The following is a 15176-nucleotide window of genomic DNA, read 5'->3' as shown; positions in this document are numbered from 1 at the left end:
ACCTAAGGAAGTGATTTTATGGCACTAGACCCCAACGATTTTAATCTAAGCATATCTCCTGACCCAATAAGAGCAGTTATTGGCATGACTAGCGATGTAAACCTATCATTTTCAAATACAAGTTTAACAGAGAAAGGATATAATCTGTCAGTAGTTTTGACCTTACCTGATGGTGTTTCTTATGCTGGTGGACTCATACCGCCAACTTCAACTACAGAGGGCACAAATGGAACCATTATACTTACATGGAAAAGTATAAAAGATTTAGAATCCAATGAAATTGGATACAATCTAGGAATTACTTTAAAGTCTGATGAATTTTTTAGAGATAGTGGGCTGCCTGTTCCTTTTGATATACCATTAATAAGCGTTGATCTCGAGGGTACATTAGATACCATGCCTAGAAGTAATGATGATCCAGGGAATGTTCAAATAACTAAGTCTGATTCTGCTAATTTTATACCACTTAGATATAATATTGCAAAAACTGGTCCAAGTAAAATTCCAAAAGGAGCCGGACTTTTAAGCCCTATTACTCCACCGATTTGGCCATATCAATACACTTTAACAATTATGAATAATAGCCTAACCCCTTCTACTATTACCTTAATTGATAATTTCCCAAATGGAGTAAGATATCTTGGAAATCTTTCAGTAACTGGCCCAGATAGTTTAGAACTTTCTACTCCTACTATAATTACGCCTTCAGTAGGTCCCTTGTGTCAAGATTTTGTAACTATTGACTGGGGAACTGTGACATTGTCACCTAATAGCGTAAATACAATTGTATTTGACGCTGCTATTTGGGATAACTATACAGCAAACTGTATTGAAAATAGTGGAGATAAAATCTCACATATGACACCTCTTCAAAATGTGTCAACGTTGAATGGAGCTTCTGGACCAGTTCAAGGTATAGTTGTAACTAATGCTATGGATGCCACTATTAATAAAGGTGTATCATCCTCTTCTACAGATGTTGGACAAATAAACAACTATACTCTAACCTATAGAATAAACCAATATGATGATGTAGATGATGTTGTTATAACCGATGTTATAGGTAATGGCCAAACCTATAATATAGGCTCTGCATCTTTATTACCTGTTAACCCTAACCCACCAATAAATCCTAACGGCACCACTACCTTAACTTGGAATCTTGGTCCACTCACTACAGGTAAAGCTGGTACCATTACCTTTAGTACTACAACAAGCAATAATTATTACCTAGGAGGCCCTGTAAGTGCTGGGGATTCACTAAATAATAATGTTACAATTACAGGTACAAATGATACTACTATAACACCTACACCTGATAACTCTAGTACGCGTATAGGTATAGGTTTACCTAGTATTTCAAAAGAAATAGTTAATTACTTCTATAAAGATGGTAGTTTAAAAACAAGCAACGTAGTTGCTCCTGGAGATGGTGTGGAATTTATAATCACTTATAGTTCTTTAGGTCTTACAGCTCCACAACTAGGTATTGAAATAGATGAATATGCTCCACTAAATATGGGACCCCTAACTGATACTCTACCAGTAACTTACGGTGGAACTCTTGGTACCTCTTTTACCCCAATCACTGTATCTCCAAACGGTTTAAGATGGGCTTTGGGTACAGTACCTGGAAATAGTTTTTGGACTGCTAATTTTATTATTCCTGTTGCAGATGTAGATTTTGTAGGTAAAAATAATAACCTTGCTAAGCTTGGAGGTATGGACACACAAGGTTTTGGTTACAGTAGTCGAGATCAAGTTGAAGTCACTTTTGGTGAGCCAAATATAACCTTTGAAAAAACAGTGACAGGACCTGATATAAATGCTATAAAAGCTGGTGAAACCTATACCTATTCCATTACGATTTCTAATCCTCAAAATCAAGATGGCAATGTAACTGACGCCTTTGAAATGGATTTAACAGATGTAATCCCTACTGGCCTTAGCTATACAGGAACTTACAGTGTCATTGGTACAGGTATCTATTCAACGCCAACCTTTGTAGGTCAAAATATATCTATGACTATTTTAAAACTTGCTCCTGATGAAAGTTTAACATTTACCTATGATGTACTAATTACACCCCTTGTTGTTAGTGGTCAAAGTTATATCAATAATGCAGAACTTCAAAGACCTTATTCACAGCCAGATAGATCATATAAATTTCCTGGAGCTCCTTTTGCCGCCTCTACTACTTTGATAGCTTTAGGAATCACCATAACCAAACTTATATCGCCAATATCCTCCAAAATAGGTGACTTAGTAACTTATCTACTTCAAGTTACAGTTCCTCTTGGAACTACTGCGTATAATATACAGGTAACAGATAAATTTCCTGTGGCTACTCAAGCCTACGAAGGAAATGCAACTAAGGATGGCGTATCTATCCTCCCAGTTGTTGTAGGAGATACAGTAACCTTTCCAATGATTCCCTTTGTCGATGCCTCCACTGAGGCAGTAACAATAGTTTATGCCTTTGATATAAGAGTTGTAAGTGGTACTCACGTCCCACCTTTTATTGAAAATCAAATTGATGATGCTACTGTAAATTGGGATCTTGATAATTTAGGTACTCCAGCTGTTCCATTTAATACTTCTGCTACCCTTCAGGTAAGGACACCTAATCTTATAGGTAGCAAACAACAAAGAAACGTTTCAACTGGAAGTAATTTTACATCTGGAAATTTAATCTATAGCATAGGGGACATCATCCAGTACAGAATTACCTTAACTAACACTGGAGCTGAATCAGCCTTTAATACTGTTTTAACTGATATCGTAAATCCACTATTATCCTTTAATTCAGGGTCAATTTCTACAACTAATGGCTCAGCTTCTAATATAGGGAATACTATCACTTGGGAGATACCAATTATTCCATCAGGTGCTAGTGCTACACTCACATTCACTGTAACTACATTAACTGGAATAGGATCTGATGGTAGAATTCCAAACAGTTCTTCATTTATATATAACTCAAACAATAATGGATTTGAAGTAACCTATGGACCTATAAATACAAACACTGTACAACTTGTAGCCCCTGCTGTAACTATATTGAAAACCTCATCCATTACTGAAGGGGAAATAGGAGATGATATTACCTATACTATTACCTATACGGTACCTAATGGAACTATAGCCTATAGTCCTATTTTGACGGATATCCTTCCCATAGGGCAAACTTATATTGGTCCAGCCACAAGGCAAGATACTGGAGGTCCAGTATTACCAGTAATACCAACTGTAGTAGGTCTTAATATTACTTTCCCAACGGATCCTAATATAGATGCAACTTCTGGAACACGAACACTAACTTATACTTTTGTAGCAAGAATAACAAGTGCTACCCATAGTATTCCTTTTCAAGAAATTCAAACAAATAGATCCAATATTAATTGGCGTCGAACTCCAATTGGTCAAAGTGTAAATAGATCATCTAATATAAACATTACTGTAAAAACTCCTAACATCACTATATTAAAGGAACAAAGAAATGTAAGTACTGGTGGAAGCTATACAACTTCTAATATCTCAGCCTATCCAACAGATATTATTTATTATAGACTTACAATAACATCTAATGGTGCTTCTCCTGCTTATAATGTTAATCTAGATGATGTATTAAGTAACAAAATAACTTTTATTGGAACTATATCTGGACCTACAATAGGTACAGTTACCCCACCTGGACCATCTTTGAATTGGAATATTCCTGAATTAGCTAATGGCTCCATTGCAATTTATGAATTTCAAGTAGATATAAATAGCGGAATTGGTGCTGGTGATAGTATATCTAATACTGCAACCTCCACCTACGACTCTAATGATGTAAATCCAATAACTTATAATGAGAATTCTAATACAGTTACTCTAGATACACCTTTAATTTCTTTCTTTAAAACAGCTAATACTAGCGTAGCTACTATAGGAAGTATAATAAACTATACTCTAACGGTAACAATTCCAAGTGAAGTTGCCGTATACAATCTATCATTTAGAGATATTATCCCTATTGAACAAAATTATGTTCCAGGAACATTTAGTGGAACACCATTACCATTGGGTACACTAATTGCCTCCCCAAATGAACTACTTTATACAGATTCCGAAGCTTCAAGGTTAGGACCTATGACATTAATATATACTTTTGATACTGTGGTAATAAGCGGTGTAACAGTTCCACCTTATACTCAAATCCAATCAAATACAGCAGATATTCACTGGGAGATTACACCATTAGGAGTAGTTGCATCAGTATCTGATACTTATGATGTAGAAATACGAACACCTCATATCAATGCATTAAAGGAACAGCGACTGATACCAGATGGTAGCTTTACAACATCTCCACTTTTAAATATATCTACTTCTGATGTTGTTGAATATAGGATAACTCTTACAAATGATGGAACATCTCCTGCGTATAATGTAGTTACCACAGATATTCTAGATTCTTCTCTAACTTATCTTAGTTTAACAAGTGTAACTGCAGGAGTGATAATACCTACTCCAGGACCAGGTGGTACAATTAATTGGATAATTAATCCCGGTCCAATTTCTCCAGGAGAATCTGAAATCCTTGTATTCCAAGTTGATGTAAACTCAGGGCCTGCACCTGGTACTTCTGTAACTAACCATTCTTCAACACTATATGATACTCTTGATACAAATCCTACAACTTTAGGACCTGCATTATCTAATAAAGTAGCATTTAATTATAATGATCCTGAAATTATAAAAACTGTAGATAAAAATGCTTTATTCGTTGGAGATGTTGTAAATTACACTGTAGAAGTTACAATTCCTTTGGGAAATGTAGCATATAATGTTCAGCTTATAGATATACTTCCTCCAGAGCAGACTTATAACCCTGGAACTTTAGTAGTTGATAATGTTATAACTGTACCATTATCAACAAATCCATTAGTAACACCTATAATACCAGTTGTTGATGCTACTTTAGCTCCAATAACAATAGTATACACATTTGATGCAACCATAAATAGTATAACTGTGACTCCACAGCAGCTTCAGATTAATACCGCCACAGTAACCTGGGATTTAGATCCTGGTGGATTAAATCCTGGAACTCCGCAGAACAGTGAGGCTACAGTTTATGTTACCAATAGCAATCTTATTCTAGAAAAAACTCAGAGTAATGATATAGGAGGTCCCTTTGTTTCAACTCCTATTCAAACCTCTGTAGGAGATTTGATTTACTATAAATTATCTATTACAAATCCTGGGCTAACAGAAGTTTTTCATGTAAATGTTAATGATACTTTTTCTCCATTACTACAAATTGTTAATATCACTCATTCTGTTGGTGCTAAACTTATAGATGATAATAATTTTATATGGATGATAAACTCTATTGCACCTTTAACCACTGTACATGCTATAGTATGGGCTTTAGTTTTGCCTGGAGGAGGTTCAAGTAGCACAATACCTAATGCCTTTACAGCAACCTTTAACGCAGTAAGTTCAATACCAAATATTGAGTATGGTCCAATAACTTCAAATACTGTATTAGCTGAACTACCTTCACTACAGTTTGATAAATTAGCTTCTAGCGTAGATGTTCAACTTGGAGATGTTATAACTTATACCTTAAGGGTGACTATCCCAAATGGAACTGTAGCTTATAATTTAATAGTGTCTGATACTCTACCCCCTGGACAAAACTACACGAACAACGCATCTATAGGTGGAACTCCTGTAGAAGTTACTCAAGTAGGTCAGACTGTAACTTTTCCAACCCAATCAATTATTGATGCCACAGCTGGTGAAGTTACTCTTGACTTTACCTTTGATGCAAGGGTGGTAACAGGTAATAATTTACCTCCATATACAGAAATACAAACCAATAACGCCACTGGAAATTATTCAATAAATCCACAAGGTGACCCTGGCAATCCTTTATCAGACAGTTTGGATATTAATGTAAATAGGCCATCTATAGATATAATAAAAAGTCATAGTAATTGTACAGAAGATACTTGTTTTATTATTGAACCATTATCAGTTAATGTAGGAGATATAATAAGATATAAACTTGCTGTAACTAACTCTGGAGCCTCTCCTGCTTATAATGTAGTTATAACAGATGTACTTGATCCTTTTAATGGTTTCACTATTATTGAATTTATTACAGATGGTATTGCGTCTTATGATAACCTAACTCGTACAGTTACATGGGTTATTGATTCTATACCTGCCGGAGAAACTTTTACTATGATTTTCGATATCGAAGTACTTGAAGGAGTAGGTGCTGGTGGTAATACTACGAACTTTGCAACCTATACCTATAATAGTAATACAACAACTCCAATAGAGTTTGGTCCTATAGATACAAATGAAGTTCAACTAAATTATCCTGAATTGCAACTTGAAAAAAATTCCAATATAACTAATACAGTAATAGGAAAAGTTATAACTTATACTATTACCCTTACAATTCCTAATGGTACCTTAGCTTATAATGTTCAACTTTCAGATATAATTCCAGTTGGGCAACAATATAATAATAATGCTACATTAAACGACTCTCCTATAATTATAGAATCTAGAATGGGTCATTTAATTAACTTCCCAGTTATTCCATTTGTAGATGCTACCAATGGTGAAGTTGTTTACGTGTATACCTTCGAAACCATAGTTGTTTCTGCCAATGTTAACCCTATAACATTAATTGATAGCCAAATTAATGAAAGTTATGTAAATTGGTTTATAGATCCACAAACTGCTGCTGAACCTGTGAACTCTTCAGCTACTGTGAATGTTACAAATAGTTTCATGGAAATTACTAAACTTCAGAGAAATGTATCTCAACAAGGTAGCTTTACGGATACCCCTATAAATGGTTATGTAGGTCAAATATTGGAATATAGTTTAACTGTTACAAATACCGGTCCTAACCCTATATATGATGTAATTGTTTCTGATTCACTGTCAAATAATCTTGGCTTTGTGTCAGAAGTATCTGTTCCAATAGGAACCTTAACTCATAGTGGTGAACCAGTTGGCGGTTTTATTCTTTGGTCTTTTAATCCATTGAATCCAGGAGAATCTTTTACCGCTGTATTTTCTGTAAAAGTTGCAACACAACCTACAGAACCAGTTATCAACTTAGCAAGTGGATATTTTACAGTAACCTCTGGTGGTAGTGATTATTTTGAAACCTTAAATTCAAACCAGGTAGAATTTGATCCATTTTCACCCTTTATAAAAATTACAAGCTATTCATGTGGGACTATATATACAACATGTAATGAGGACATTATTTGTAAAAAGATTAATAAAAATAATTATTAATCTTACAGATATTTAAGCTAAAGTACTAAATATTACTTCTTTTTTCTAATAAAAAAGGTTAGTTCAAATTTAATTTAAGAACTAACCTTTTATCTTTTATGCAAATACAGTGGCTTCTACTGTATAGATACATGATTTATTTTCAACCATTTCATAATCATATACGGAAAATGTATATATACTTTTATTGCTTCCCGTGATTATATAATTCTGTTGAGATCCTATTGGTATCTTTTGAAACTCATTGCTACAGGTTCTAAATACTTGAAAACCAACATTTATAGATGGAATCCCCTCTGGCTTATCTACATTTAATATAAAATCTAATTTTATTTTTGTATTACACAAGCATGATGGATCAATAGTGATTGCAGCAACTGTAGTTGGTGTATATATAATTCCTTCTTCTACTGGTAATTTAATAAATTTCGATATCTGATTTCCTTTTTTCAAAATCGTCCCATAGGCGTAACAATCTCGCATATTTGAACTCATAATTAATTCCCCTTCTATTTAGATTACATTAACAATTTGTTAATACAACATAAACCTCCTACATTATATTATATGTTCGTTATTTATAATTGATATAGAATTAATGAACCTATGAATACTATTGTGGATGCAATAATTAGAAATTACTATGACTTCATTTTTAATAAGTATGGAATAAAAAGTTTATAATTAAATCTAAAACATTCTGTAATAAAAAATATATATTTGCTCAAATTTTATTTTCCATTTATCTTTAAAATAGCATATATAATCATTGAAACCACTGATAAGGAGGTGAATTTAATGGCAGTAGATAAAGTTTTAAACACCACTTCTTTTCATATTGAAGTTGAAAACGGAACTGATAAGACTGGAGCTACAATTTATAAGAAAAAAACTTTTTCTGGAGTAAAACCTAGTGTTGATCCTCAAAATGTTTTTGATGTAGCTGAGGCTATTAAAGATGTTTTAAGTGCTTCTACTAGAGATAGTTACTTAAATGAAACTTCAAAATTAGTTAATGCTTAATAGTATTAACTGTGACTTATCCTAGAGAAAGGAGGAAATTAAACTATGGAATATTCATTATTAATGACTTTTATTAATGCCAGTGGAGATAAAGTTAATTTATCAATTTTAGGGGTTAAGCAAGATATCACTGAACCTCAGGTATCAACTCTTATGGATACCATAATTGCTAAGGATGCTTTTCTTAGTAAGGGAGGCTCACTAGCTTCTAAATACGGAGCACAGCTTACCCAAAGACAAACTACTAAGTTCAGTCTTGCCTAAGATAACAAAAATAACGGGGTCAGACCTGAGGAAATTTTTCCCTCGGGGTCTGACCCCATTACATTTTTTTCCTTGGGGTCTGACCCCATTACAAATATTTACACTTCTTCAATAAGTGATTTCACATTTTCTTTTATTGAAGATAATTCATTTTCTACAGTATTAAGCTTTACTTTAAGGGATTTTATTATGTCCTCCACATTATATACAACGTTACATACACTTTTTAAAGAATCACTGATTTTTGATTGTACAATCCAATCAGATATTAATCCATCAAAAAAGTAATCTGCAAAGGTTTCAAAAGAACCAATGTTTATATCTATATCCATTGCTAAATCCACATCGGCTAATTCATTTTGAAATTTCATCAGTGCAATTTTTGTATTCTGTGCATACTCTTTAGCTTTATCAATTTCAGAGTGTTTGGCTGCTGTAGCTAAAAGACCTCCACCTAGTATATCCCAGGTCCCCCATCCATCAGCACTTTTAAGAGAGTCTACTACAAACTGAAGTTCATTTCTAGCAGCATCACCAGCAGCTATTGCTTCCTGTAACTCTTTCTTCTGAGCTTCAATAGACGGAATTTTGTCCATAATTTCAAGTAACTTTTTAGAGTTCTCATTATTTAAACCTAATATAAAAGCTTCTTTTTTCTTTAATACTGCTTCATATTCAGCCTCTGCATCAAGTAAATTGTTAAATGACACTTTATAGGATTCAAGATCCTTTTCTAACATAAGAACTGAGTGGCAACATTCATCATACTTTAACTTTGCTGCAAGGAACTCTTGTCTCTCTTTATCAAGTTGCTGCTCCTTACTTCCAAGTATAGAATAAAATATGTTAGTAATACTTAAGGATTCAAGCTTTTTTACATCCTTATCCTCATCTTTAAGAGCTTTTTCAAGTTCTATCTTTCTATTTACTTCTTTTTCAAGAGCTTCTTCCGTATGCCTAATCATACCCTCAAACTTCTCTTTTCTCCACATTTTTTCCTTAGCAGCTATAAGTTCTTCATTAATATACTCAAACATACTAAATTTCCTTTCTTTTTTAAGGGAGATTATATCCCAAATTTTGTAATGGGGTCTGACCCCCTGGATATTTTTGTCACGGGGTCTGACCCCATGGATAATATTTTACTTTATACCATTATATCCCATTACATTCATATTATATACTCCTATAGCATAAACATTAAAAAGATAATTTTGCGGGGTGATTATTTTGAAAAAATCCAAGATTAAAAAGTTCTTTTCCTTTTTTAAGAAGATCAAGATTATGATTTTTGTAATAGCTATAATTGTTGCTTGTTTATTTATAAATTCTTTAACTACTAAAAATAACTTGGAGAAAAAGAGTGATTTTGTATCTGAAAAACTTATATCCATATCCGAGCTCGCTACTTCCCGTTATGATTACTCTAATGTGATTTCTGTGAAGAATAGCTTAAGCTTTAAGGATATTACTATTCCTTTTACTGAGAAATCCTTTGTCATTAAATATAATGGCTATATTACTGCTGGATTAGATTTTAGTGCTGCCACTTTTTCTATAGATAAAAATATACTTACCATAACTATTCCACCTTGTTCTATCCTTACTCATAATGTAAATGAAGATGAGGTTTTTATATTTGATGAAAAGAACTCCATATTTAATAAATTAACTATGGATGATATGTTAAGTGAAATTGTAGCAGAAAAATCAAAGACTGAAGAAAGGGTAATAAAAGATGGATTCCTTGATAAGGTTACTGTAGACACTATAGACCTTCTTAAAAACATTTTCTTAAACTGCGGTTTTGATGAAGTAAAAGTTAAGATTGAGACATCTTAATTCATATAATATAAAATGCTATGTTTTTCAACATAGCATTATGACCATATAAAATTATTAGTTTAGACTTAATAGATTAATTATTTATATCTTAAAATACTCTTCCAATTCCTCTACAGAATTTATATCAAAGATATCCATACCAATTTTATCAATAGCATTAATGGGTAAATTCATTATCTTATCCTCATACTCTGCTGGGAGATTTTTAAACTTCTTTAATAATTGCTTAATTAACAGTTCTGCTTTTCCTTTTTCTATTCCCCTCTTTTCAACCTCTGGATCAAATAATGTTTTTGTCATTTTATTCACCTCATTTTCTAAAATTTTATCCTTAATAAAATTTCTATTCAGATATTCTATTAAATTCTGTATTGCTAACAACATCTTATGAAAGTCTTCTCCTAGGATTTCATTAGAATCGAAGAGTTCCTTAGATTCATTGGCTAATTTTGTTGCTAGTTTCTTTGCCTTATAGGATAATTCTTTCATCTTTTCAATGTTATTATTCTTGTTTGCCTTTATTAATTCCTTTTTTAATTGAAATAATTGTAGTGGAATAAGTGGATACATCTTTTTATTTATAAGGTCCTCATCTGAGTATTCCCAATACTTAAGTACTGGTACTGTATAATCAATTTCTTGACTATCAGGAAATACTATATTTAACCTTAATTTATCCTCTATATTTTTATTTTCTTCAAAAAATATGACCTTTTGCTTAGGAAAAATAATCTTTTTGACATGACTATTTTCATCAGATTCTTCCTTCGCCTTTTTAAAGCCATATTCAAACATTCTCACTATCATAGTGCTATCATTTTTAGTTTGAAATTCCAGGTGATAACTTACTTTTTGATTTTCATTTTTTGAAACCTTAAAGAACATATCTCCTCTTAATACATCTAAAGTGTCCTCAATAAACTCATTATTACTTACAGTTAAACTAACCTCATCTACATTAAAGTTCTCTTCAAAAACTCCATTTAACAGATTAATCAAAACCTTATTAGAGGTGGAAAACAAAAACTTTAATACCTGATCCAGTTTAACTTTTTCCTTTGTTGATTCCAAGTTTGCACCGTCCTTTATAATTAAATTATATATTAAAAAGAGCTCAAATTAAATATATTTTATAGCTATATATTAATTATATACACAAACACTTGTTCTTATACGCTTTATAGGCTACCTTTTTGAAATGGTAAATAATTTTTATTTACTTTAATTATTATTACTTAAGGTATAACCCCTTAGTGACTAAAAATATAGATACATACCAAATTATTATATGTTTATTAATTTATATGATATATAATTAAGCAAATAGACAACCGTATGAGATAGTGAATCAAAGTTTACAATTAATTGTTAGGGGGATCTTTATGAGGGCTATTGATTTATATAATCAATTGGAAAGAGATTTTATTACAAAAGATATGCGAGATGATTGGGCAAGATTCATGGGTGAATTAGGTGAATACCTTTCTCCAAATTTTAAAGAAAGAAGTATGGGATTGGTTTGTGACTTCACAAATGAAATTAATTCAGTTTATTCTGCTGTGTTTCCTACTAAAGAAATTTTGCAGAGTATTATTGATGATGGAGCAACAAATGCAATGTTATTTCTACACCATCCTTCTATTTGGGATATTAGAAGATTAAAACCCTTCTATCAAATGGATAAAGAATTAATAAATAAGTTTAAAGAAAACAAAATATCAATATATAATTTACATGTACCCTTAGATAATTTCAGTGAATATTCAACAAGTAAAACTTTAGCCGATATTTTGGATATAGAAATTGAAAAACCATTTAAGGAGTATTGCGGAACATTAAGTGGTGTAATTGGTAAAACAAAGTGCAAGAGCGTGGAAGAATTACATGATAGGTTTTCAAAAGCTTTAGGACACAATACAAGCCTCTATCTATATGGAAATAATAATATAAAAGATGGGAGAGTGGCCATTGTAGCAGGTGGAGGTAATAATATAGCTACTGTTTCTGAAATGATTGAAAATAAGGTGGATGTTCTTATTACAGGTATTTCAGTGAACAACAAAAATTATTTAGAAGTTCATGAGCTTGAACAAAAAAATCATATTAATGTTTTGGGTGGAACGCATTATTCTACTGAAAAATTTGCATGTCAAAAGATGTGTACTTATTTTGAAAGGTTTGGGCTTGTTTCTACTTTTATTGAAGGAGAACCAGTATACGAGGATATGTAAGTTTTCTACATTAGTTTAATGATTGTACATAATATTTATGTGTATTTCACACTTTCCTTAAATGTAAATTAAATAGTATAAATATATTAAACACTTAAGAAATTTGTAATGAATTCCTTAAGTGTTTTAATCTATAATTAAATTAAGTAAGATAGTTATAGATAAGTTGTAAAATATAAAAAAGTCTATAACTATTTCGCCTATGGTAAATAAGGCTTTGAGGAGGAACTTTTTTGAAGAAAAAAAGATTTAATTTTAAAAAACTTTTACTTGTTTTAATTATTATTGGTTGGGGTATGTTATTTATTTATTCTTTTAACAGTAAAAATCCTTATGAACAAGAAACCTTTCAGATTGAGTATAAAGATTCCATAAATAAATATTGTAAAGAGTTTGATGTCGATAAATATTTGGTCTATGCAATGATAAAACAGGAAAGCAATTTTAATAACCAGGCTATTTCTTCTGCTAAAGCAAGAGGTTTAATGCAGCTAACAGAAGATACATTCAACTGGCTAAAACCTCAGTTAGGAGAAAGTTCTACCACCTATGATGATTTGTTTGATGCAGATACTAATATTCGATATGGTGTGTTTTTTATTTCTATCCTTCAGAAAAATTTTTCTGAGCAAAATACTGTAGTTGCAGCCTATAATGCGGGAATGAATATTACCACTGAATGGTTACAGGATAGTAATTATTCAAGTGATGGAGCAACACTAAATAACATCCCTTATAAAGAAACTGCAAATTATGTTGATATAGTGGACTATAATTATAAAAAGTATTTAGAAATATATAAAGATAAGTAAATTAAGGTGTAGTAATTAAAATTAAGTGATTACTTGGAAACTACCCCATTATCCAAAATAGAATAATGGGGTAGTTTTATTTTTACATAATTACTTATAATTATGTAGTTCTAACTCTGCTTCCATAGGTAATTTTTCTTTTAAAATATTAATAACTTTATGGTAATCACCGGTTTTAAAATGAAAGGTTTGCTCCATAAAACCACCAAATAGTTTAACTTTTACATCCTTTGAATTAGTTACTTGAACTTTCTCAATCTCATTCCACAATATAATCTCTTTATATCTATACATTGATATAAAGCCTTGGGAGCTAATTCCGCCCTTAATCCAGCTGCTTATAAACGTAAAGATACATAACATTCCTATTGCATAATGAAGCCATGTATTAGCATAAAAATACATAATGCCTATGAGAATAATAATACCAAACAATACAACAACAATCTCTATAAGCCTTTTTCTTATTGGTATTATCAAGTCTTTTATATATCTTATCTGCTTTAGTATTATTAAAATTAAAAGCACTGAAATAATAATATCATTAATCTTCATTTATATCCTCCTATTATAAAGCCTTTGATTTGGACTTTTTTTTGCACTTAAAGATTCATTTATGTGTATCACTTGATGTCTCGTCATTGGCATTAATATAATTCCCGCTACATTCTTTCTACCCCAAAAATCAATAAGCCAATTTGATGCCTTCACATCCAATACTGCTCTCTCGTCTAATATAGGTTGCAATCTATGTTTATCAAAGTTTCTTTTCATATCCTGAGTTGAAAGATTCTCTACTATGTCTCTTGTCCTTCTTCCTACTTCAATTCTATAATTTTTTAACTCTTCCATATTTATATTTTTACTAAATTCCATAATATCATCTTCTGACATTGCATTGCCAGTATCTGTGATATTGGAGTTGATTTTTTCTTGCCAATTTTCCCTATTAAATATCTGTTTATCTCCTGCAACTAATAAATTCATTGTTATATCCTCTATCCTAGTGCAATGCCAAATGCCATAGGCGATAGTACGTCCCTTTTGATTTTGTGAAGTTCTAAATGTATTTTCATCTAACCCTTCCCATAATTCATCTTCAAAAGTTTTTTTATCTATTCCTGACATAATGGATAAATGGACCATTGAATGCAAACTTAAAGCCAAGCTTTTACTTTCTTGAATTTTATCTGATTTCAATATTATCTTTCTTAATTCCTTAATATCATCGTTCCATGATTTTAAATCCACTTAATATACTCCCCTTTATTTGTTCCCTATGGTTTATAATTAATTATCAACTCTAAAATTAATTTAGTGTTTTACCTTTTTCATAGCTAAATAATCTACTAGCTTCCCTGATAAAAACCCAATAAAAAGACCAGAATACATTCCAATTATGCCACGCCAAGGATAAGAAAACAAAGTTGTAGCTAAGTTAGATCCTATTGACATTCGAAAAAGAGCAAAAATACCTGGAGTGTATATCTTGTTACTTCTTTTATTTTTTATCAAGCACTTCATCTCTATAAATGTTATTGATTAGATTAATTATTAACTCTAAAACTAATTATACACCAATAAAAGTAAATTTAAAATAATTTTACCATAGACAACTTAAATTTCACCTAATTACTTATTTATCAGTTAGACATTCTTATATATAAAAAAACACTTGACT

12 protein-coding genes are annotated in these 15176 nt (G+C 31.5%); 6 read left to right on the top strand and 6 right to left on the bottom strand.

What is annotated here, in order from left to right; translation table 11 throughout:
• The first annotated feature begins 18 nt into the window (after nt 1–18).
• Nucleotides 19–7320 carry a hypothetical protein gene (locus B3630_RS08930; RefSeq protein ID WP_346897375.1) on the top strand — a complete coding sequence of 2434 codons (7302 nt, stop codon included), beginning with the start codon at nt 19–21 and terminating at the stop codon, nt 7318–7320.
• 96 nt (nt 7321–7416) lie between these two features.
• Here the strand turns inward: B3630_RS08930 and B3630_RS08925 are convergent, their stop codons facing one another.
• Complete coding sequence (locus tag B3630_RS08925) at nt 7417–7815, bottom strand: DUF4489 domain-containing protein (RefSeq protein WP_346897373.1); 399 nt, start codon at nt 7813–7815, stop codon at nt 7417–7419.
• A gap of 303 nt (nt 7816–8118) precedes the next feature.
• On the opposite strand from B3630_RS08925, the gene B3630_RS08920 reads away from it, so the two are divergent.
• Both B3630_RS08920 and B3630_RS08915 read left to right on the top strand, forming a co-directional pair.
• Nucleotides 8119–8343, top strand: coding sequence for a DUF1659 domain-containing protein (locus tag B3630_RS08920; protein ID WP_035131025.1), 225 nt, complete (start codon nt 8119–8121; stop codon nt 8341–8343).
• Between the two features lie 45 nt (nt 8344–8388).
• Nucleotides 8389–8607, top strand: a complete 219-nt coding sequence (locus B3630_RS08915) for a DUF2922 domain-containing protein (RefSeq protein WP_346897371.1) — start codon at nt 8389–8391, stop codon at nt 8605–8607.
• Between the two features lie 98 nt (nt 8608–8705).
• On the opposite strand, the gene B3630_RS08910 is transcribed toward B3630_RS08915, so the two are convergent.
• Nucleotides 8706–9644 (bottom strand): hypothetical protein, encoded by a 939-nt coding sequence (locus tag B3630_RS08910; RefSeq protein ID WP_346897369.1) that lies wholly within the window; start codon nt 9642–9644, stop codon nt 8706–8708.
• 193 nt (nt 9645–9837) lie between these two features.
• On the opposite strand from B3630_RS08910, the gene B3630_RS08905 reads away from it, so the two are divergent.
• Complete coding sequence (locus B3630_RS08905; protein WP_346897367.1) at nt 9838–10449, top strand: DUF4230 domain-containing protein; 612 nt, start codon at nt 9838–9840, stop codon at nt 10447–10449.
• A gap of 84 nt (nt 10450–10533) precedes the next feature.
• Here B3630_RS08905 and B3630_RS08900 read toward each other — a convergent pair whose 3' ends face one another.
• Entirely contained in the window at nt 10534–11523 is a 990-nt protein-coding gene (locus tag B3630_RS08900) for a DUF4351 domain-containing protein (protein ID WP_346897365.1), read from the bottom strand.
• 311 nt (nt 11524–11834) lie between these two features.
• Between B3630_RS08900 and B3630_RS08895 the strand changes: the two genes are divergently transcribed.
• Both B3630_RS08895 and B3630_RS08890 read left to right on the top strand, forming a co-directional pair.
• A complete protein-coding gene (locus tag B3630_RS08895; protein ID WP_346897363.1) occupies nt 11835–12683 on the top strand; it encodes a Nif3-like dinuclear metal center hexameric protein in 849 nt (282 codons plus the stop codon).
• Nucleotides 12684–12916: 233 nt separating this feature from the next.
• Nucleotides 12917–13495, top strand: a complete 579-nt coding sequence (locus B3630_RS08890) for a lytic transglycosylase domain-containing protein (protein ID WP_346897361.1) — start codon at nt 12917–12919, stop codon at nt 13493–13495.
• Between the two features lie 90 nt (nt 13496–13585).
• Here B3630_RS08890 and B3630_RS08885 read toward each other — a convergent pair whose 3' ends face one another.
• The 3 genes from B3630_RS08885 to B3630_RS08875 form a co-directional block, all read right to left on the bottom strand.
• Nucleotides 13586–14050 carry a hypothetical protein gene (locus B3630_RS08885; RefSeq protein ID WP_346897359.1) on the bottom strand — a complete coding sequence of 155 codons (465 nt, stop codon included), beginning with the start codon at nt 14048–14050 and terminating at the stop codon, nt 13586–13588.
• Nucleotides 14051–14746 (bottom strand): DinB family protein, encoded by a 696-nt coding sequence (locus B3630_RS08880; RefSeq protein WP_346897357.1) that lies wholly within the window; start codon nt 14744–14746, stop codon nt 14051–14053.
• Nucleotides 14747–14809: 63 nt separating this feature from the next.
• On the bottom strand, nt 14810–15010 hold the full coding sequence (locus B3630_RS08875; protein ID WP_346897355.1) for a hypothetical protein: 201 nt from the start codon (nt 15008–15010) through the stop codon (nt 14810–14812).
• Nucleotides 15011–15176: the final 166 nt, after the last annotated feature.

Source organism: Clostridium sp. UBA7503, from assembly GCF_002477055.1.
GTDB lineage: Bacteria > Bacillota > Clostridia > Clostridiales > Clostridiaceae > Clostridium_J > Clostridium_J sulfidigenes.
The sequence above is the reverse complement of the archived record's forward strand: the minus strand, read 5'-3'. Positions and strand labels throughout refer to the sequence as shown.